Raw genomic sequence first — 19,610 nt, 5'->3', positions numbered from 1 at the left:
CGCCACCGGGACAGCCTAGCGGGAACAGCTTGCCGTTGAACTTAAATGATCAGGATCGGGACACTCACAGATGAAACGCTACACTATGCTTCTGTTGCTCTGCTTGACGGCGACTTCGTGCAACACCACGGAACAGCAACACGCCAGAGAGATGGCAGATCTCAACTCGACGCTCACGGCCCTAGGCTACGACACGGTTGCACTCCCCTCTACGGCGTTCGGTCCGGGCTCGCTAGTGACGATCGCGAAGGGAACGGGGTTTTCTCTGCCCCTGAAACTCACCTATCTGTGCCGCCCCGACTTCACGCACGCTCCTCCACCAATCGTGGACCCTGCAGCGACGCAGACCGCCTCGCGCTCGCTGAGCACTTCCTTATCGCTCGATCCGGGAACGCTGACGAAGATGGGCCTCGGGGCCAGCCTGAACTACGTCGACTCGGTCACGCTAGAACTGACGGATGTAACCGTCGAGCAACTCGCCCTGGATGATCTTCATCATATTCGAAGCACACTCGGCCCCGACTGCCAGGCGATACTGACGGATTTCTCCTCGAGATCATTGGCCTACCAAACCCAACAGGCAATACGCGCCGACGTGACTTATTCGATCCAGATGAAGAGGGGCGCGTCGGCCGAAGCGAAGGGACTGGTGCTTAAGGCGCTGCTGGCGGCGTTCGGCGGCTCGATCCAGAGCAATCAGGAGCTTAGCGCCTCTGGCAAAGGCCTATTTTACGGATTGGTCCTTACAAAGGTATGAGCCGCGGGGACGGCCAGAGCGTCTTACCGCGACTTTATGTGCTCGCCCTTCGCGGCTAGAGCGCGTCCGTTTTATTCCGGGTCATATCCGCAGGATTTAGCTGTTGCCCTGATGTTCACGTTCTGGGCTAAAATGATCGCATAACGTATCTAACGGAACTAGCCCCATGGCGAACAAAGAAGCTAAGCGTTAACAGGCGCATAGCTATTCGCGCAGCGCGTTTGCGGTTCGAATCCGTTCAAGAGCGTCACAAGGGGAATTGAAGGGTTTTCAGGTTCTATTTTCGTCCGTCGGCCATGTTGTACTCCGAGGCGGCTACTCTGCGAGGCGCACCCCTCTGCCACCGTTCGGCGTAGCTCCCTCATCCAGAAATATGATGCCGCGTTCCTGATAGACTCGCTTGATCGCTTCAATCGTTACCGGCTGCGGACCGCGTGGCCCCATATCGTCCTGTTCGACGCGGCTCACCGTATTGGCCGTGACCTTCGCCAACTCGGCTACCTCCCGGACGCCAAGCTTCAACATTGCACGTGCAGCTCTAGCTTGAGCAGGATTCACGGAGACCTCATATTTATTTCGATACAGGGTATTGACGTACGCTTCGTATTGTTATAGATACACTGTATTCATGGTTCCATCAATGATCCTGGAGTTAACTGGGCGTATTGCGCCCGGTTTGCTGATTTGTGCCCATTAGACGCCATCGGAGTGAATTGCATGGAACTACGCCAGCTATCCTATTTCGTTGCGGTGGCCGAGGAGCTGCATTTCGGCAGAGCCGCAGCCAAGGTGCATATCGCCCAGCCGGCTCTGTCGAACCAGGTGATGGCATTGGAGAAGGAACTCGGCGTGCAGCTGTTCCTCCGCTCGACACGCCGGGTGGAACTGACAAGGGCAGGGGCGGCGTTCTATGAGCGATCGGTGCGGATCCTGAGTGAAGTGGATCTGTCGAGGGAGATCGCAAGATCGGTGGCCGGCAAGGCGGCGAGGAGGATTGCCATCGGCACCGTCTATCCCGCCACGATCGGCGTGCTGCCATCCTTCCTGTCGCGCATTGGCCGCAAATATCCCGATATCCGCATGCATATCGAAAGCGGCACCACCGATGACATCATCCGCCATATCGAGGCAGGCCGCATCAACCTCGGCTTCATCCGGCCGGTGGAGAATATCGGCTCGCTGCGCTTCTTCTCGATTGCCCATGAGCGCTACCTGCTGGCGGTGGCCAAAGAGAGCCCGCTGTCATTGAAGAGCGAGATCGATCTTGAGGATCTGCGCTCCGAGAAGATCATCTCGTTTTCCCGCCAGAACCTCTCCTACAGCGAGCGCTATTTTGCCGAAAAGTTCGAGGAGCACGATCTGACCGACAATGTCACTTACACCTGTGACGACACCTTCTCGCTGGTGTCGCTGGTCTCTGCCGGACTTGGCATCGGCTTCGTGCCGGAATGGACGCAGGATCTGCCGAACCGCGGGTTTGAATTGAAGAAGGTGAAGGGGATCGATTTCAAGATCGGGCTCGGTGTCGCCTGGAACCGGGAAGACCCGACTGCCGGCCGCGACGACATCATCGATATTGCGAGATCATTGGCGCGACCGGGCAGGTGAGCCGGTCCACTTGAAAATTTATAATCCGGACGGATCAGGAGCGGATGTCTGCGACGCTGTCCCGTTCCACCAGTTCCGGGGTGATCGTCACCATCACTGGTTTGACTTCATTGCGTTCAATCATGTCGAGGAGCGCGCGGCAGGCCGCCTGTCCCCATCCTCGTCTAGGCAGCCGAATTGTCGTCAAGGCGGGCGTGACGGCCTTCGAATATTGCATGTCGTCAAAACCGACGACCGATATGTCTTTAGGGACCCTCACACCTAGCCTGCCAAGGCCATGCAAAACTCCAAGCGCCACCTCGTCATTATGCGCGAAGACCGCAGTTGGCCTCGGTCTCATCAGCGCGATTGCCTCTGCGGCGCGCATGCCGAACTCCATTGTCAGGTCTTCGCTCAAGACCAGATTATCGTCGAGGAGCACGCCAGCAGCGACCAAGGCATCGTTGAATCCCTTGTGGCGCTGAAGGATGCCACTGGAACGCAGCGGACCACAAAGCTGAGCGATTCTCCTGTGTCCCCTTGCGAGAAGACACTCAGCTGCAAGTCGTCCCCCCTCGGCGAAGTCTATCGTTACGGTCGGCAGGTCAGCGTTCGGAAATGGATTGCAGCTTATCATCCTCATACCGATGGCCGGCTCGATGCTCTGAAAGTAGCCTACGTTCAGAATAAGCCCGTCGGCCCGGCCCTTCCGTATCATGTCGAAATAGGTTGTTTCGGTCCACGTGCCGCCGCCCGTGTCACCCATCAGGACAATGTAGTCCTTTGATCTTGCCTCCTCCTCGATCCCTTTGAAGAAATCCGCGAAGAACGCGTTGCTGATATCGGATACGAGGACAACGATGGTTCTCGTGGATCCTCTTCGAAAATCGACGGCTAACTGGTTGAATTGGTAACCGACATCTCTCGCGATCGCGAGAATCCGGTCCCTCGTCTGTGGCGTCACCTCACCCGGTTTGGCAAAAGTCCGCGATACGGTCGCCACTGAGACGTTCGCAATCCGGGCTACGTCCCGGAGAGTTGGCCGTCGATTCTCGATTTCAGTCAAGCTGTGCTCACTCTTTACCTTGCCTCCATTCTCCTTCCGCTCACATCGAAGAAGTGGAGATGTTGCTCGTCTGGCTTGAGGCCGATGTCCTCGCCGACGACATAGTCTCTTTGACCGTCCAAATTTGCAACCAATGAACCGATGCCGGGCACTCTCACGTGCATGATCGTGTTGCTTCCTAATCTCTCTATCACTGAAACGGTGCCTTTCCAGGTAGGTTCATTGTTTGAGACCATGATGTGCTCCGGGCGGATGCCGATTGTCTGTGAGCCGAACCGCTGAGCCCATGGGCCGTCAACAAGGTTCATCTTCGGAGACCCAATGAAGGTAGCGACGAATGTATTGGTGGGCCTATTGTATAGGTCCATCGGCGACCCGACCTGCTCGATCCTACCCTTGTTCAATACAACGATTTTATCGGCCATCGTCATGGCTTCGACCTGATCATGCGTCACGTAGATCATCGTAGTGCCGAGCCGGTGATGCAGTTCGCTGAGTTCGACGCGTGTCTCGGATCGCAATGCCGCGTCGAGATTGGAGAGGGGCTCGTCCAGCAGGAAGACTTGAGGGTTTCTGACGATCGCACGTCCGATGGCCACGCGCTGGCGCTGCCCGCCCGACAGTTGAGAAGGACGGCGGTCCAATAGTTCGGTTAGCTTCAAAGTTGCCGCGGCTTCATTGACCTTGGCGCTGACCTCCGACTTTGGCCGCTTCTCCAAGGTGAGGCTGAAACCCATGTTTTCAGCGACCGTCATCTGCGGGTACAAAGCATAGCTTTGGAAGACCATCGCGATGTTGCGTTCCTTGGGCGACAGGTTGTTAGCCACCCGGCCGCCGATCAGCACTTGCCCGGCGCTTATTTCTTCGAGGCCGGCAATCATCCGAAGGAGCGTGGATTTACCGCATCCCGACGGACCTACAAAGACGACGAATTTGCCATCGCCGACAGTCAGATTCACACCGTGAATGACCGGATGGGCGCCGTATGTCTTGACGACATCGACGAGTGCAAGAGCTGCCATATTCTCCTCCTATGCGCGCTTTTGCGCAGCGACGATGTGTTCGACATATCCCGGCCGCGCTCTCTGAAGGCGCGTCGGCTCCGTTCCGGCAAGCATGGCCGCAATATCGTCAACTACCATCTCACCGATAAGATGCCGTCCGCCCCAGACGGCCGCCGCGCGATGGGGAGACAGGATCGAATTCGGCAAGGTTCGAACCGGATGGTCGCTTGCAACCGGCTCACTCGGGAAGACGTCGATGGCGACGCGAATATGCTTGTCGCGCGCCGCCTGCATAAGAGCCTCGAAATCGACCAGATGAGCACGACTGATCAATACGACCAGTGTGCCGCGTTTCATTCGCCTTATCGCGCGTTCATCGATGAGACCCTTGTTTTGATCGGTCGGCGTCGCTGCAACCACGATACAACGGCTGGTATCGATCAGATCGTCCAGTTCCTTGAGCTCGATGCCCGGAACAGCAATCTTCTCGTTGACAAGCCAAGGATCATAAGCGGCGACTTTCGGAGAGAAAGGCTGGAGCAGACGGGTCACTTCACGAGCGATTTGTCCGTAGCCGATAAACCCGACGGATTGATTATAAAGCGAAAAGTCGGTCGCAAGATTATCAGCCAACCAATGCTCATATCCGGCTTGAAATGCCAGATGTTCTTCAATGATGCCGCGGGCTCCAGCGATCATCATGCCAAGAGCCATTTCGGCGACGGAATTTCGAAAGCCCGGGGCGCAGCTCAATACGTGGATTCCGCGTTCGAAGCAGGCGTCGTAGTCGACGCCCCGGCCGAATGTGCCGGACACCTCGATTATGGCCTGAAGGTTCTTTGCGCGCTCAAGGCGTGATCGGTCCATCGACGGACGCGACGCGACGAGAAAGCGCATGTTTTCCAGATTGGCGTCGAGAATGTCCTGCGGCATCGCCCAGTTCGTGCCTCCGATGACCTCGCAGGCTTCAGTCAGTCTGCGAAAGTCAGAAGGGGCGAAAAGTTCTTCAAGCTGGCGCCAGTATTGATCGAGTACGAGAGTTGGTTTCATGTTGGTTCCTATTTGACTGCGCCTTGGGTCATGCCTCGAACGAAGTGGCCCTGGAAAATGAGGAAGAGCGCCACGACAGGAAGGGCCATGATGACCGTACCTGCCGACAGGCCGGCGATGTCGCGTGTTTGCGATCCCTGGAAGAACAACAACCCGACGGCCAGCGTACGATTGGAATCCTGCGGAAGCAGAAGGAGACGCAGCAGGAGGTCGTTCCAGCTCCAGACAAATTCAAGAAGTGCGGTCGTGATGATGACGGGTGTCGACGCCGGCATCACTATCCTTCGATAGATTTGCCACTCACTTGCACCATCGACCTTCGCGGCTTCATGAAGGGCCATCGGGATCTTCTTGAAGTAGGATTCGAAAAGGAAAACGAACACCGGAAGGGCAAGGGCGACGTCGCATAGGATGACACCCAGATGAGTGTTAACAAGACCGAAGGTGCGTACTGTGGTGTAGAGAGGCAACACGATCGCCGAGGCAGGTACCATCATGCCAAGCAGCAGCCAGAGGCCAAGCACGGTCTTGTACCTCAGCTTCAGGAATTGCAGTGCGTAGGCTACCATGGAGGCAAGCACGATCATAACGATCGCGTCCACGACCGATATTACAAGAGTGTTGAGGAAGTAGCGACTGAAGCCGCCAGCGGTCCAGACCCGAATAAAGTTGCCAAATGTCGGATCCATAGGAGGAAGCCAGGCCGAACGGCCCTGCTCCGATGCACGCTTGAAGGATGCGAGGACCGTCAGAATCGATGGGGCAGTCATCAAAGCGGCGAAAATGACCAGGAGGAGGCGGACGATGGGACCCATCTCAACGCTCCCTGCGCTCTTGGAAATTCATGTAGAACGCGGTGACGGCCGTAACGATCAGAAGAAGCGCAACGCTGATGGCGGAACCATACCCATATTCATTTTGGAGGGCGCCGCGCTTATACATGTAGGTCGCGAGGATCTCGCTCGATCTGATTGGCCCTCCCTGTGTCGTCGACCAGACTAGGTCGAACGACTTGAAGGCGCTGGTGAGTGTAAGGATGAAGACGACCGCAGTAATCGGCTTCAGCGCTGGTAGCGTGACGTAACGGAACAGCTGATATCGATTGGCGCCGTCAATGCGGGCGGCATCGTAAAGATCCTCGTCTACGGCCTGAAGGCCGGCAATAAAAATCATCACGCTGAGGCCGATGCTCGACCAGCAGTGCGCCAACGCGAGAGCAGGAAGGACAAGGGCGGGCGATCCAAGCCAAGGTGCCGCGATCGAGTTGAGCCCGATGTCGCGGAGGAGTTCGTTTATTACGCCGTAGGGCTGGTACATCCAGCGCCAGATCACCGCCACCGTCACCGGTGCAAGTACAATCGGAACTGTGATGGCCGTCTGGATGAGGGCGCGACCTCGACCAACGCGTGACAATAAAGCCGCCAGTACCAGGCCAAAGCCGACATTGACGACGACGATGATAGCCGCCCACCAGCACGTGTTCCGGAACGACTCCCAGAAAATGGAATCGGAAAAGAGTTGCCTATAATTTTGAAATCCGATCCAGGTCTTCGCCGGGCTGATTCCGTCCCAGTTCGTGAATGAGTAGCGGATTACCGATAGGGTCGGCATGAATGAAAAGACCAGGTAGAGAATGCAAGCGGGTAACAGAAAGATCATCGGCGTCAGCCAGTCTGGTCGACGCCTTCCTCCTGCCAGGGTCGCAGCCGAAGCAGTCATCTGAAGTTTCCTTGAAGGTGATTAGGGCATCCACCGATCGATACGAGGGTCGGTGGACAGCGGCGTGGGGCGACCTACTTGTTGATGCCGCCGGGTGCGAGAATGTTTCCCGCCTTCTTCGCGGTTTCCCATTCCTTCTCGATCGCTTCCACGAACTGCCGCGGCGTCATGGAATTCAGGAGCAATGCCTGCAGGCCGTCATATGTAACGTTCGTGACGTTTGCCGGCATGATGGTATCGAGGTAGGCGGGGATGGTTCCGTTAGACCTGACCTCGCCAATGCTTTGGTTCATGGCCTGGAGCAGCGACGGAATCTTTGCTTCCATTGACTCTTCTTCGAGAGGGCCAATCGGGACGGTGCCGTCGTTGAGGAGCGTAACTCGGCCTTCCTTACTGAAGAACATGTAGTTGAGGAAGTCGGCCGCCTGATCCTGCTTTTTTGATGTTTTTCGAATGTACCAGCCCGATCCGATTGCTTCGGTGGGGTAGACCTTCTGCCCATCCTCCAATGGCGGCATCTGGAAGACACCGAAACTGGATAGCCGATCCCCCGCCGATTGCACCGCTTGGCCGATGACAAAGGAGCCAGTATACATCATAGGGATCTGACCAGCCCAGAAGGCGTCGAGCGTTTCGGCCTGACCTGTGCCGACCGGATAGGGACCGAAATAGCCGTCTGCAGCCATCTTCTGAAGTTTTTCGGTCGCCTTCAGAAACGGCTCATCCGTCCATGAGCCATCGCCGAAAATCACTTTCTCAATGCCGTCCGGACCGGCGTATCGTCCAAAGAGCATCGATTGGATATGTGAAATCGGCCATTTGTCTGCGCCGCCAAGGCCAATTGGAGTGTCGTAGCCGGCATCTTTCAATTTCTTGACCGCCGCTTCGAAGCTTTCCCAGTTCTTGGGAATCTCGATCCCGGCTTTGGAGAAGATGTCCTTGTTATAGAAGACGGCGGTCGACTCGACCTCGTTGCCGACCGCCCATAGCTTGCCGTTGGACGAGGTCACATTCTCTATCGATTCCGAGATGTTTTTTCCCCAGCCGAATTTCTTGTAATAGGGGGTCAGGTCGGCGACGAGACCTCCTTGGATCAGGGATGCGGGCTGTCCAGGGCCCGTGCCAAACGTGAAGAGATCCGGACCTTCACCCGCCGACAACGCCGGGACAAGTGCAGGATTGAAGATATCCGAGCTGTTCTTGACGATTGAAACATTCACGCCCGGGTGCTGCGAGTTGTAGCTCTCAGCAAGCTTGTCATAGACGTTGGTCGATCCGGGTTCGCCAGCAACCCAAACCAATAGTTCCTCCTGCGCGAGTGCCGGCGTCATCAGTGCAATAGACGCGACAAATCCCAATGCGCAAGCTTTGAAAGCCGTCATCTTATCCTCCCCGATTTTGGCTGCTCCCCGCAGCTAAATCGCAATGTAACCGGTATCATTTGCAAAACAAGAGGGGATAACAAACTTTTTAGCGCATGAAGATATTGGCAGAAGGGCACGATCCTACGGATCGTTCCCTACCTGCAAGTTTCGAGGAGAATCACGCGATCGAATTTTCCAATCGAAGGAGGAACCCCGAAACGCCTCCCTTTAATGTCCATCCGGGAAGCTTTGCTCAAGCGGATCTGTCGCCCGGTCAGTGGCCGGCAAGGCAGCGCGCAGAATTGCCATTGGCACCGTCTATCCCGCCACGATCGGCGTGCTGCCGTCCTTCCTGTCGCGCATCGGCCGCAAATATCCCGACATCCGCATGCATATCGAAAGCGGCACCACCGATGACATCATCCGCCATATCGAGGCAGGCCGCATCAACCTCGGCTTCATCCGGCCGGTGGAGAATATCGGCTCGTTGCGCTTCTTCGCGATCGCCCATGAGCGCTACCTGCTGGCAGTTTCCAAGCAGAGCCCACTGTCCTTGAAGAGCGAGATCGAACTTGCGGATCTGGGCTCCGAGAAGATCATCTCGTTTTCCCGGCAGAACCTCTCCTACAGCGAACGCTATTTCGCCGAAAAGTTCGAGGAGCACGATCTGACCGACAATGTCGCTTACATCCTTGTCGATGAACGGATAGTCGCGGCCGCTCGTCGTCTGACTGATTTTCCCGCGAGCGGTCGTGTTGGCAGAATTGCTGGCACGCGCGAACTGTAATCAACGGCACGCCGTATGTCGTGGCATACGCGGCAACGGAGGCATCTGTTCGTATTCTTCGTCCTTAATGGCGCGCAGGAATGGCCCGACACTTTGCCAACTAGCTAGACTTATAGCTTGATGCCGGAAAACAACGGGTCGGCGGTTCGAACTGGTTCAAGGCGCCCATTGGGCTGTCGGCGCGCTTGCGCGTTGATCCAATCCTTAGGATTTTTTCAGCAGCTCCACTGCGTCCACTTCCAAGACGGAGGCAAGTCGATCTACCACTTCGATCGTCGGGCTGTAAACGCTGCGCTCCAATGAACTGATGTAGGTTCGGTCGAGGTCTGCTCGATGCGCAAGCTCTTCTTGGGACAGGCCTTTGGCCTGTCGAAGCAACCTAAGATTCCGAGCAAACGCTTCGCGTATATCCATAAGCTGAGCCAAGCAGCTTGTAGAGTATCCAACTACGGAGTATACTCTACAAACGGTCAGGGCCTGCTCTTCCGACCGCATCCTGCTGATGGTTCAGAAGGCGCACGCATGGAACTACGCCAGCTATCCTATTTCGTTGCGGTGGCCGAGGAGCTGCATTTCGGCAGAGCCGCAGCCAAGGTGCATATCGCCCAGCCGGCGCTGTCGAACCAGGTCATGGCATTGGAGAAGGAACTCGGCGTGCAGCTCTTCATCCGCTCGACACGCCGGGTGGAACTGACAAGGGCAGGGGCGGCGTTCTATGAGCGATCGGTTCGGATCCTGAGCGAAGTCGATCTGTCGAGGGAGATCGCGAGGTCGGTGGCCGGCAAGGCGGCGCGGAGGATTGTGATCGGTACCGTCTATCCCGCCACGATCGGTGTGCTGCCGTCCTTCCTGTCGCGCATCGGCCGCAAGTATCCCGACATTCGCATGCATATCGAAAGCGGCACCACCGATGACATCATCCGCCATATCGAGGCAGGCCGCATCAACCTCGGCTTCATCCGGCCGGTGGAGAATATCGGCTCCTTACGCTTCTTCTCGATTGCCCATGAGCGCTATCTGCTGGCGGTCGCCAAAGAGAGCCCGCTGTCATTGAAGAGCGAGATCGATCTTCAGGATCTGCGTTCCGAGAAGATCATCTCGTTTTCCCGTCAGAACCTCTCCTACAGCGAGCGCTATTTCGCCGAAAAGTTCGAGGAGCACGATCTGACCGGCAATGTCACTTACACCTGTGACGACACCTTCTCGCTGGTGTCGCTGGTCTCTGCCGGGCTTGGCATCGGCTTTGTGCCGGAATGGACGCAGGATCTGCCGAACCGCGGCTTTGAACTGAAGAAGGTAAGGGGGATCGATTTCAAGATCGGGCTCGGTGTCGCCTGGAACAGGGAGGATCCGACTGCCGGCCGTGACGATATCATCGATATTGCGCGGTCATTGGCGCGGCCGGGCAGGTGAGGGGGGAGAGGGGTCGGTCGTTGATCTGAAACGGCGGCAGCCGCAAGCACGATCTGGCGTCGAAGGGCGCGAGAAAACACCAATAGGTGCCGGTCAAGTCTCGCGGGCACCCAGCGAGCACAGTGCACGCCGTCACTCTCCAAAAGTTGAGTTAAGGACTGGCAGCAGCGTTGTGAATGTTCAATGTCGCCATGCTTCGTATCAGCTGTTGCGAGCCGCCTATCAGGCCGACTCTTAACCCGTTGTTTTCGGGTATTTGAGGGAGGTTAGTCGCTAGACTGATAGCTGGATTCATCAGCGGGAGGATGGCAGCGACTAAGTTACTTCCGTCTCACCGGTTCGGAACGGCCCTGTCCGCCTTCGTGTCGCGTCGAATCGCCATTGGAGTGATCAATACTGTGTCCCGAAAAGCCTTGCCTTCCCACCCGGAAAATTAAAGCTATTAGCTACTTCCACAGGGTGGCATTGTGAGTGAGATGGAGATCAATCCAGTCTTCCCGGTGAGGCTAATACTCTGGATCAAAGGCTTATTCAGAACCCGTCTGTACGTTGTCAAAAATTTTTGGAGAAATGTAATCCGAATTATTTCCGAACTTCCTTGACAAATGATCCGCTTGCCAATAATTCACCGTTAAGTTGCATTTTCTAGCAGGAAATTACGCCGCGGTCGAAGACCTAAACACTTCTTAGCCTTCGAGCGATCTCTGCTGAGCGCCATATTTGCGACCGGCCGAAGGTGGTAGGCCGCGAGGATTCGGATTCTGTCGGAACAGATAATTCTTTGTCAGGAAAAACTAATGCCCTCACCGGCGAGCGTAGATGAAAAGGACGAGGTATCGGACAGAGACATGCGACGGCAACTCTGGACGCTTCTCGCCGCGATGCTAGTAGCGTTTCTCATCGCAGTTCTGGCGTACAGTTTCTTTTTACTGAACGCTGAGGTGGCGTGCTATTTTGCATCCAACAAAATATATATGGGAATTTGGCCGCCGAACCTACGGGATGCCGACGTTCTGCTAAACGCAGGTTACCCGGCGCAAGACAGCTGCATATTACTTTCCACCCGGTCCATGATCGGCGCAGTTATGTTGCTCTATATTGTCTACCTATTTATCAGCCAGGTATGGGTCAGGGATAGGAGATATATTCCTAAGCTCATTCCAATATCGGCATTTCTGATTTTTGGATACATGTACGTATCGACAAAGGCGATTTCTACGGGGCCAGCAACTTTCTATTCTATTAGCACATCCTCGGGTGTCGCAGTAAACATTATAAAGAGTTATGTGAAGATTTGTGGATTGTACTTGGGGGTTTCATTATTGGTTCAACGTATTTTTGCGTTACTTCGCTTGAAATATAACTTAGGCAGGGGGTTTAAATGACGGCTTTGAATAAAGATACTCGCACCGCTCTCAACTACAGACTTGACGGTATATCGACGGTATTTGGGAGGGCTTTGGCTGGAATTGATTCCTTTCATGCTTTAATTTCGCCATCGCTCCACATCGATGATGCGGCAAAATTCTTGAAAGCCGGCGGATTTATTACGGCTGGAATCGGCACTGCCGCTACAATAGCGATAGAAGGTGCGAGATCTGGCTGGTATGGCGTTGGCAAAGGTGTAGTTAGTTCCGGCGTTGGTTTTGTGGCGGGAGCCTACGCCGGCGCTGCTGTAGGCACGGCTATTGGCGGGCCTGTAGGCTTAGCTGTCGGAGGTGTCGTCGGCGCAGCAGTCGGTTTGGTAGCCGGCGAAGTAAGTGGAGATTTATATGACTACTCAGCTGGGTTGTTGAATGAGTATGACCGAGCACCCTTTTCGTATCCGCAATATTCGTGGCGGGCGATCGGTCAGCCGACTGCAATTGATTATGCACTCGAAGATAACGGTTACACTGTAAATGATCCGAACGTCGGTCAACTTTGGAGCGGGTACACCGGGCTCAACACCGGATACGCCACTCCTGCTGAGCTGAACGCTGCTTCTCGTCCAACACCAGCGGCAACGTTTCAATTTGACTTCAGCAGATTAGGCTTGTCACCCAAAACCGAAAGGTTGGATCAGTTTGACAACGCGAGGTTCGGCGAATTCGACAAAGGGAGATTTGGGCCAGCGCCTGTCGTGCCCACGGCGCTCCAGCAGTCAGCCCCGTTCTTTGTGGCCTCGTCAGGAGCTCCATCCCCCGTACCGATTTCAATTTCCGCTCCGGTTATGCGGCCGTCATACGACGTTCCTTTCGCGATGAAGCCGTATACTTCGATTGACGTCAATTCTTCTCAATCATTTCCAGTTCGCAACAACTTCACGGTAGCCGACTATTTCTACAAGTCGTGGGGTAGCTCGGACCAAGGCGGTTCCAGTTGGTCTGGCAGCTCTCGAACCAGTGGGGGACTCTCACCAACTGAACGGGACGAGCGCAATGCGGCCGCGAGGGCTCAATACTCGCCAAATCCTAACAGCATTAGTACCAGCAGGGGGCCAACTTACGCTGCCGATCATTCGAGTCCAAAAAGCTCAAAATCTTCCTCGGGGCCACTACGCGACAATCAGAATACTGCGAGCTACGGAGGCTCCTGGGGACAACGCCGTCCGGTACTCCTTGATTTGAACGGCAATGGGTTGAGCGTCGAAACCCTGTCGACCTCTTCGAAATTCCTGGACCTCGACGGCGACGGCTACCAGCATCAAACCGCGTGGGCCGCCCAGGGCACCGGCGTGCTTGTCATCGACGCAGATGGGGACGGCAAGATCAGCCGGTCGAGCGAATTCGCCTTCACCGAATGGGATTCTGCGGCGACTGGCGATCTCGAGGCGCTGAAGCACATCTTCGACACCAACGCCAACGGCAAGCTCGATGCGGGCGATGCTCAATGGTCGAAATTCAGGGTGGAGGTGAATGGCCAATTGGTCACCCTTGACAGCCTCGGCATCACCTCGATCGACCTGACGCCCAGGGGCAGCGGCCAGACCTTCGAAGACGGATCCGCGATCACGGGTACGACCACCTTTACCCGCACCGACGGCACGACGGGAACGGTCGGCGACGCCAAGCTGGCAAACGATGACGACGCATATATCGTCAAGACGACCAGCGTGACGAAGGCCGACAACTCGGTCGAGAAGACGATTCTTGCCTACAATGCCGACGGCAGCCTTGCCTTCCGCAATGTGGTGACTACCAGCACCGACGGGCGCAGCGTCCAGACACAGTTCGACGATGACGGCAACGGCACATTCGACCGTTCGCAGACGAATGTCCTTGTTGTCGATGCCTCCGGCGTCCAGACGAAGACCGTGTCTAACTTCAACGCGGACGGATCCCTGAAGGACCGCACCACGACGGTCACCAGCGCCGATCATCTGACGGTGACGACGACGGTCGACCAGGACGGCGACGGTATCATCGACCAGCGCCAGACCTTTGTCCTGAATGCTGACGGCTCGACGACAACGACGACGCAGGCGCTCAGCATAAACGGGACAGTGCTGACGACGACGAAGGTGGATTCGTCCGCTGACGGCCTGATCAAGACGACCCGTTACGACGTCGACGGTAACGGCGTTTACGAGCATAGCGCCACCGCGACCACCACGATCGCAGCCGATGGCAAACGCACCACGCAGACCATCGATCGAGCCTCGAACAATACAATCCTCAACGCCGTCGACCAGACGATCAGCGGTGACGGCCGCACCATCACCGTAGGGGTCGACACCGACGGTAACGGCCCCCGCGAAACCAAGACTGTCACAGCGTCCTCGACGGCAGCGAACGGCGACGTAACGCTGGTGAGCTCGGTCTACAACACCAACGCGTCCTCTATCCTTCGTTCGAAGACGACGACGGTCACCACCGCAAACGGCTTGTCCAAGACCACGACGAGCGACGTGGACGGTAATAACACCATCGATTTCACCGATACCGATGTTACCGTCATCGACGCGACCAACCGGACGCAGACGGTTCAGCATCGCACGAAGACGGGGACGACCGGTACGCTGCTGTCGAAGACGGTTACGACGACCAGCCTCGACGGCAAGTCGATCATCATCGTTGAGGACCAGAATGGCGACACCAAAACCGACCAACTGACCACAATCGTGGTCGGCGCCGACGGGACGACGACCAATACGGTCAGCAATCTCAACGCCGACGGCTCGCTGGTCAGCAAGACGGTCAGCGTCTCATCGGTGGACGGCCTGTCGAAGACGACGAGCAGCGATCTCAATGGCGATGGCGTCAACGATCTTGTCGTGACTGACGTCATCACCGGCAATTCCTCTGGCATGCGCTTCGAAGCCGTGACCGCCAAGAGCGCCGACGGAACGCTGATCTCCAAGACATACACGACCACTACGGCCGACAGCCTGACCCAGACCGTCACGACGGATGCCGACGGCGATGGCGTGGTCGACGATACGACGAAGAGCTACATCATTCTCGACGCCACCGGCAAGCGAACGCAGACGGTGAGGAGCACGAGCGCCGACGGAACGCTCAAGTCCCAGGTCGTCACCGAAGTCAGCGCCGATCGCCACAACACCACCATCGTGACCGATGCGGATGGCGACGGCCAGACCGATACCCGACACGTCGAGACGACCACGGCCAATGGCGATGTGACGACGTGGGAGCGGCAATACGCTGCGGATCTATCGACGATCAGCACGACCACGGGCACGGTCAGCGGCAATGGCCTGACGAAGAGCGTATCGGCCGATTTGAATCACGATGGCGTTGCCGATCGGATCACGACCGACCAGACGGTGCTCAATGCCGACGGAAGCAAAACCCAGACGATCTCTCTGACGAGCAGCGATGCCACACGCCTCGAGAAGAAGACCATCGTCACCAGCGGCAGCGGCAAGTCGATCACGACGAACGAGTACATCAACGCCGACGAGGTGGTCGACACGAAGACGACCGATGTGACGACGTTCGACACCTATGGGCTGCAGTTCCAGACCATATCGAATTTTAAGGGAACGACGCTTGCAAATTCGACGAAGGTGACGACCAATCTCAATGGTCTCAACGGCCAGACCGATTACGATCTGGACGGCGACGGGACGGTCGACAAGACTTCCTCGTGGAAGAAAACGCTCGACCCGGCCGGACCAGTCACCACCACGCAAACGGTCAAGGCAGCCGATACCACGCTGATCTCGCAGACGATCACCACGGCCAGCGCCGACCAGAAAACCACCACGATAAGCTCCAAGATCGACAGCGACGCGGTTGTCGATCGGCTGGAAACAATTACAATCGACAGCGCCGGAACGCAGAAGGACGACATCAAGCAGTACAATGCATCCGGCGCCCTCGAAAGCCAGGCCATCGTCATCACCTCGGATGACGGGCTGTCGGAGACGTCAAGCACTGATCTTGACGGCAACGGCATTTTTGAACTGGTCACGACCGATGTCACGGTGCTGAATGCCGACGGCAGCCGCACCGAAACGATCACCAAAAAAGGCGTCGGCGACGCGCTGATCTCGCGGACGACCGCCAATGTCAACGCCAACGGGTTGAGCAAGACGACGAGCTGGGCCGATGCCAGCGGTGCGACCATTCGCTCGATGAGCGATGTCACCGTTCTCAACGCCGACGGTGGCACGACGGAAACATTGTCCTACTTCAAGGCGGGCGGGACTCTGGAAAGCAAGACCGTTACGGCGGTCGCCGACCATGGGCTGACCACCACAGTAACCGTCGATGTCGACGGTGATGGCAATATTGACAAGAAATCGGTCACGGCAAAGCAGACCAGTGGTTCGACGATCCAAACTTTCAGCGATTTCGGTGCCGGTAATGTGCTGAAGGATTCGAAAACCGTCACAACCACTGCCGACGGCCTGACGCAGACCATCGGATATGACAACGACGGCAATGGCACGGTCGACAAGACGACGACCAGCACCACCGTTTTAAAGGCCAATGGCAACAAGGCGACCACGACGAAGGATGTCGTCGCAGGCGTCACCAAGAGCATCACGTTGACCGAAGTATCGGGAGACGGCCTGACCGTGACTACCAAGTGGGACACCGCCGGCACCGGAGGCGGCACGACGTTCGACAAGAGCCGGACTGATGTCACGGTCCTCAACGCCAATGGTTCGAAGACCCAGACGATCAGCTATTTGACCGGCACGACGCTGACCAGCCGCACTCTTGTCACCACGAGCGCCAACGGACTGTCCGTCACCACTCAGATTGATCCGACGGGCGCCGGCTCCTATAGCCAGACGGCAACCGATGTCACGGTCTTGAATGCCAATGGCACGAAGACGAGGACGGTGGAAAGCAAGAAGGTCGATGGTACGCTGATCTCCAGGACCATCACCACCACCAGTGCCAACGGCCTAATAGTGACGTCCAGCCAGGAGCGACCGGGCTTTGGCAACCAGACCGTCACCGATACGACCACGGTACTGGCCGACGGCGCCGTTCGCGAAACCGTCGCAACGACCGACAGCGCCGGAACGCTGATCGGGAAGATTGTCACGCTCACCAGCGCCGATAAGTCGACTGTCACCATCGACCGGGACGGTAACGGCGACGGAGTTGTCGACCAGCATCAGGAGATGGTCATGGCCAATTCCGGCATGCAGACATCGGTAACGACGGACTTCAATGCCGATGGAACGGTCAAGGAAAAGTCAACTGTCGTCATATCCGCCGACGGGCGGCAGACGACGACCACCTGGGATCTCGACGGCAACGGCACGATCGATCGCCAACGGGTGACGAACGTGACTGCCAATGCGGATGGAAGCAGCATCATCGTGATGTCGGATACCGATTTGCCGGCCGGCACCTTGGCTGCGAAGACGACGATCCAGACGTCGGCCGACGGCAGGCTGAAGACGACGTCCAAGGATATCAACGGCGACGGAACGGTCGATCAGGTCGAAACCATTACCGTCGATCCGACAGGCGCCTCGGTGTCCGTGGTCACCAACAATGCGACGGCGCAAAAGGTCTCCAATCTGACGGCGGGCGCCGTATATTGGAGCCAGGCGATTGCCGCCAGGATCGAAACCACGACGTCGGCCGATGGTCGGTCGAAGGTCGCCAAATACGATTATGACGGCAATGGTGTCTTCGAGACCATCATGCAGTCGACAATCCAGGTGGACGGCTCCGTCGTTACGACGGTGACCGAAACCAATGCCAACGGAACGGTCAAGGCAAAGGGAACGATCTCGACAAGCGCCGACGGGGTGGTCACGATGCTGTCGAAGGATACCGACAATAACGGTACCTATGATCACACCGAGACGTCGGTGACGCATGCGGATGGCTCGATCACGCTGACGAAGGTCGATCTGAACTCGAGCGGCGCGCTGACGAAGACGACGGTGGATCAGGTTAACGCTTTCGGCTCGTTGTCATCCAGCATCACCACGGATTCGCTTGGCCGCAAAACCGCACAGACAGTCGTCGCGGCAGACGGTAGCTCTGTGACCACGACCTACGATGGGGCCAGCGGCCAGCAGCTCAGCGTCACGAACGTAACCAAGGGCGGGTTGCTGACATCAGCCACGTTCTACGATCCGCTCAATGCGCAGACGTATAGCAAGGTCGAGCAGCAGTATGACACAGCGGGGCGGTTGAAGTCCGTCAATCAGACCAATGATAACGGCACCCGCTATTCCGTGAGTTATGATCCGGCAAACGCCACCGAATGGACCAATATTCAGTATTCCTATGATACTGCCGGTCGTCTCACGAACCAGACCATTCAATACGACAACGGGTATACGCGGTTCTACGTCTATGACGTAACGAACGCTGCGTCGTGGTCCTATTACCTGGTCATTCAGGACGGCGCGGGCAGGACTCAGCAACAAAGCAATTACTACGACGACGGATCCAGGACAGATATCGCTTACGATTACACCGGATCGTATAACTGGAGTAGTATGGAATACTATTATACTGCATCAGGCAATCTTTCCCTGACATGGCAGTGGATGGATGACACAAGTAAATGGCACAAGATCTACAACGACTATAATAACCAGGAGATATGGACGACAGCGAGTTTGAACTACGACAGGAACGGAAGGCTTACCAGTCGCAATGACACCAACGACGATGGCGGCAGAACGGAGTATGAATACGACTCCAACTCCCCTTACTCGCCTCTGCAATGGTGGAAGCGTTGGGATAAGAACGGGCACGTTATTGCCTCCTACGAAGCTTCCGGCGGCCATAACTCTAGCTCACCCGTCCTCCTGGACCTCAACGGCGACAGTCACATCGATCTTCGTCCCCTTGATCAGCTCGGGATACCGGAAACCTCCTCGGTGGGCTTTGACTGGGACGGCGATGGGCTGACCGAAAAGACCGCATGGGTTGGCCCTAATGATGGCTTCCTGGCGATCGATCTCGGTGCTGACGGCTCTGCCGGGCCTGACGGGATCATCGATCAGGCACGCGAGTTGGCGTTCGCACTGTGGCCTGAGAATGATGGCGCGTCCGACATCTCCGACCTCGACGGCCTCCGTCTTGTCTTCGACACGAACCACGACAATGTTCTCGATGCCAATGATGCCCGCTGGAGCGAGTTCCGGATCTGGCGCGACAGCAATCAGAACGGCGTGAGCGATGCCGGCGAACTCCTAACCATGTCGGAGGCGGGTATTAAGCTCGTCAACCTGATCCCGAACCCGGCCGGAGGCCAGGCCTTCGACGACGGTTCGGCGATCACGGGCACGAGCAGCTACGAGACCACGAACGGTCAGACCCATCTGGTGGCGGACGCAAGCCTCTCCTGGCAGAAGAACACCAACGGTGTCGCTGCGTGAGACTTATGAGGATCGTTTACATGATGGCGACGCACGTCCGATCGATGT

The 19,610-nt window shown here is 56.7% G+C and carries 12 protein-coding genes and 2 pseudogenes; 6 read left to right on the top strand and 8 right to left on the bottom strand.

Going from position 1 to position 19,610, the window contains the following annotated elements; genetic code table 11:
* Positions 1 to 70: 70 nt before the first annotated feature.
* On the top strand, positions 71 to 757 hold the full coding sequence (locus EV281_RS27300) for a hypothetical protein (protein WP_132657529.1): 687 nt from the start codon (positions 71 to 73) through the stop codon (positions 755 to 757).
* Between the two features lie 315 nt (positions 758 to 1,072).
* On the opposite strand, the gene EV281_RS27295 is transcribed toward EV281_RS27300, so the two are convergent.
* On the bottom strand, positions 1,073 to 1,249 hold the full coding sequence (locus EV281_RS27295; RefSeq protein ID WP_245508372.1) for an XRE family transcriptional regulator: 177 nt from the start codon (positions 1,247 to 1,249) through the stop codon (positions 1,073 to 1,075).
* A gap of 225 nt (positions 1,250 to 1,474) precedes the next feature.
* Here EV281_RS27295 and EV281_RS27290 point away from each other — a divergent pair, with 225 nt between their 5' ends.
* Positions 1,475 to 2,365: a LysR family transcriptional regulator gene (locus tag EV281_RS27290; protein ID WP_132657525.1), complete on the top strand. Its 891-nt coding sequence runs from the start codon at positions 1,475 to 1,477 to the stop codon at positions 2,363 to 2,365.
* 34 nt (positions 2,366 to 2,399) lie between these two features.
* Here EV281_RS27290 and EV281_RS27285 read toward each other — a convergent pair whose 3' ends face one another.
* The 6 genes from EV281_RS27285 to EV281_RS27260 all read right to left on the bottom strand — a co-directional run bounded on the left by EV281_RS27285 (position 2,400) and on the right by EV281_RS27260 (position 8,565).
* Positions 2,400 to 3,410 (bottom strand): LacI family DNA-binding transcriptional regulator, encoded by a 1,011-nt coding sequence (locus EV281_RS27285; protein ID WP_132657524.1) that lies wholly within the window; start codon positions 3,408 to 3,410, stop codon positions 2,400 to 2,402.
* Between the two features lie 14 nt (positions 3,411 to 3,424).
* Positions 3,425 to 4,432 carry an ATP-binding cassette domain-containing protein gene (locus tag EV281_RS27280; protein ID WP_132657522.1) on the bottom strand — a complete coding sequence of 336 codons (1,008 nt, stop codon included), beginning with the start codon at positions 4,430 to 4,432 and terminating at the stop codon, positions 3,425 to 3,427.
* Positions 4,433 to 4,441: 9 nt separating this feature from the next.
* Positions 4,442 to 5,464 carry an NAD(P)-dependent oxidoreductase gene (locus EV281_RS27275; protein WP_132657520.1) on the bottom strand — a complete coding sequence of 341 codons (1,023 nt, stop codon included), beginning with the start codon at positions 5,462 to 5,464 and terminating at the stop codon, positions 4,442 to 4,444.
* A gap of 8 nt (positions 5,465 to 5,472) precedes the next feature.
* On the bottom strand, positions 5,473 to 6,066 hold the full coding sequence (locus EV281_RS27270) for a carbohydrate ABC transporter permease (protein WP_207896901.1): 594 nt from the start codon (positions 6,064 to 6,066) through the stop codon (positions 5,473 to 5,475).
* 214 nt (positions 6,067 to 6,280) lie between these two features.
* A complete protein-coding gene (locus EV281_RS27265; RefSeq protein ID WP_207896900.1) occupies positions 6,281 to 7,183 on the bottom strand; it encodes a sugar ABC transporter permease in 903 nt (300 codons plus the stop codon).
* 74 nt (positions 7,184 to 7,257) lie between these two features.
* Complete coding sequence (locus tag EV281_RS27260) at positions 7,258 to 8,565, bottom strand: extracellular solute-binding protein (protein WP_132657517.1); 1,308 nt, start codon at positions 8,563 to 8,565, stop codon at positions 7,258 to 7,260.
* A gap of 247 nt (positions 8,566 to 8,812) precedes the next feature.
* Between EV281_RS27260 and EV281_RS27255 the strand changes: the two are divergent.
* Positions 8,813 to 9,235, top strand: a pseudogene (locus EV281_RS27255) (LysR family substrate-binding domain-containing protein); the annotation flags it as partial.
* Positions 9,230 to 9,442 (top strand): annotated as a pseudogene (locus EV281_RS31865) (type II toxin-antitoxin system RelE/ParE family toxin); the annotation flags it as partial. The pseudogenes EV281_RS27255 and EV281_RS31865, both read left to right, overlap by 6 nt.
* Before the next feature lie 96 nt (positions 9,443 to 9,538).
* On the opposite strand, the gene EV281_RS27250 reads toward EV281_RS31865, so the two are convergent.
* Positions 9,539 to 9,748 (bottom strand): helix-turn-helix transcriptional regulator, encoded by a 210-nt coding sequence (locus EV281_RS27250; protein ID WP_132657515.1) that lies wholly within the window; start codon positions 9,746 to 9,748, stop codon positions 9,539 to 9,541.
* 108 nt (positions 9,749 to 9,856) lie between these two features.
* Between EV281_RS27250 and EV281_RS27245 the strand changes: the two genes are divergently transcribed.
* Complete coding sequence (locus tag EV281_RS27245) at positions 9,857 to 10,747, top strand: LysR family transcriptional regulator (protein ID WP_132657513.1); 891 nt, start codon at positions 9,857 to 9,859, stop codon at positions 10,745 to 10,747.
* A gap of 2,620 nt (positions 10,748 to 13,367) precedes the next feature.
* Entirely contained in the window at positions 13,368 to 19,562 is a 6,195-nt protein-coding gene (locus EV281_RS27235; RefSeq protein WP_245508371.1) for a hypothetical protein, read from the top strand.
* Positions 19,563 to 19,610 lie beyond the last annotated feature (48 nt).

It is taken from the genome of Rhizobium sp. BK418, assembly GCF_004341105.1.
Lineage (GTDB): Bacteria > Pseudomonadota > Alphaproteobacteria > Rhizobiales > Rhizobiaceae > Rhizobium.
Note: the sequence above shows the minus strand (reverse complement) of the source record. Positions and strands in the feature narration are given on the sequence as shown.

Excerpts from the sequence above, each read along its gene's own strand:
- EV281_RS27275 (WP_132657520.1), bottom strand. The coding sequence starts at position 5,464 with ATGAAACCAACTCTCGTACTCGATCAATACTGGCGCCAGCTTGAAGAA.
- EV281_RS27280 (WP_132657522.1), bottom strand. The coding sequence starts at position 4,432 with ATGGCAGCTCTTGCACTCGTCGATGTCGTCAAGACATACGGCGCCCAT.
- EV281_RS27290 (WP_132657525.1), top strand. The coding sequence starts at position 1,475 with ATGGAACTACGCCAGCTATCCTATTTCGTTGCGGTGGCCGAGGAGCTG.
- EV281_RS27300 (WP_132657529.1), top strand. The coding sequence starts at position 71 with ATGAAACGCTACACTATGCTTCTGTTGCTCTGCTTGACGGCGACTTCG.
- EV281_RS27245 (WP_132657513.1), top strand. The coding sequence starts at position 9,857 with ATGGAACTACGCCAGCTATCCTATTTCGTTGCGGTGGCCGAGGAGCTG.
- EV281_RS27250 (WP_132657515.1), bottom strand. The coding sequence starts at position 9,748 with ATGGATATACGCGAAGCGTTTGCTCGGAATCTTAGGTTGCTTCGACAG.
- EV281_RS27265 (WP_207896900.1), bottom strand. The coding sequence starts at position 7,183 with ATGACTGCTTCGGCTGCGACCCTGGCAGGAGGAAGGCGTCGACCAGAC.
- EV281_RS27260 (WP_132657517.1), bottom strand. The coding sequence starts at position 8,565 with ATGACGGCTTTCAAAGCTTGCGCATTGGGATTTGTCGCGTCTATTGCA.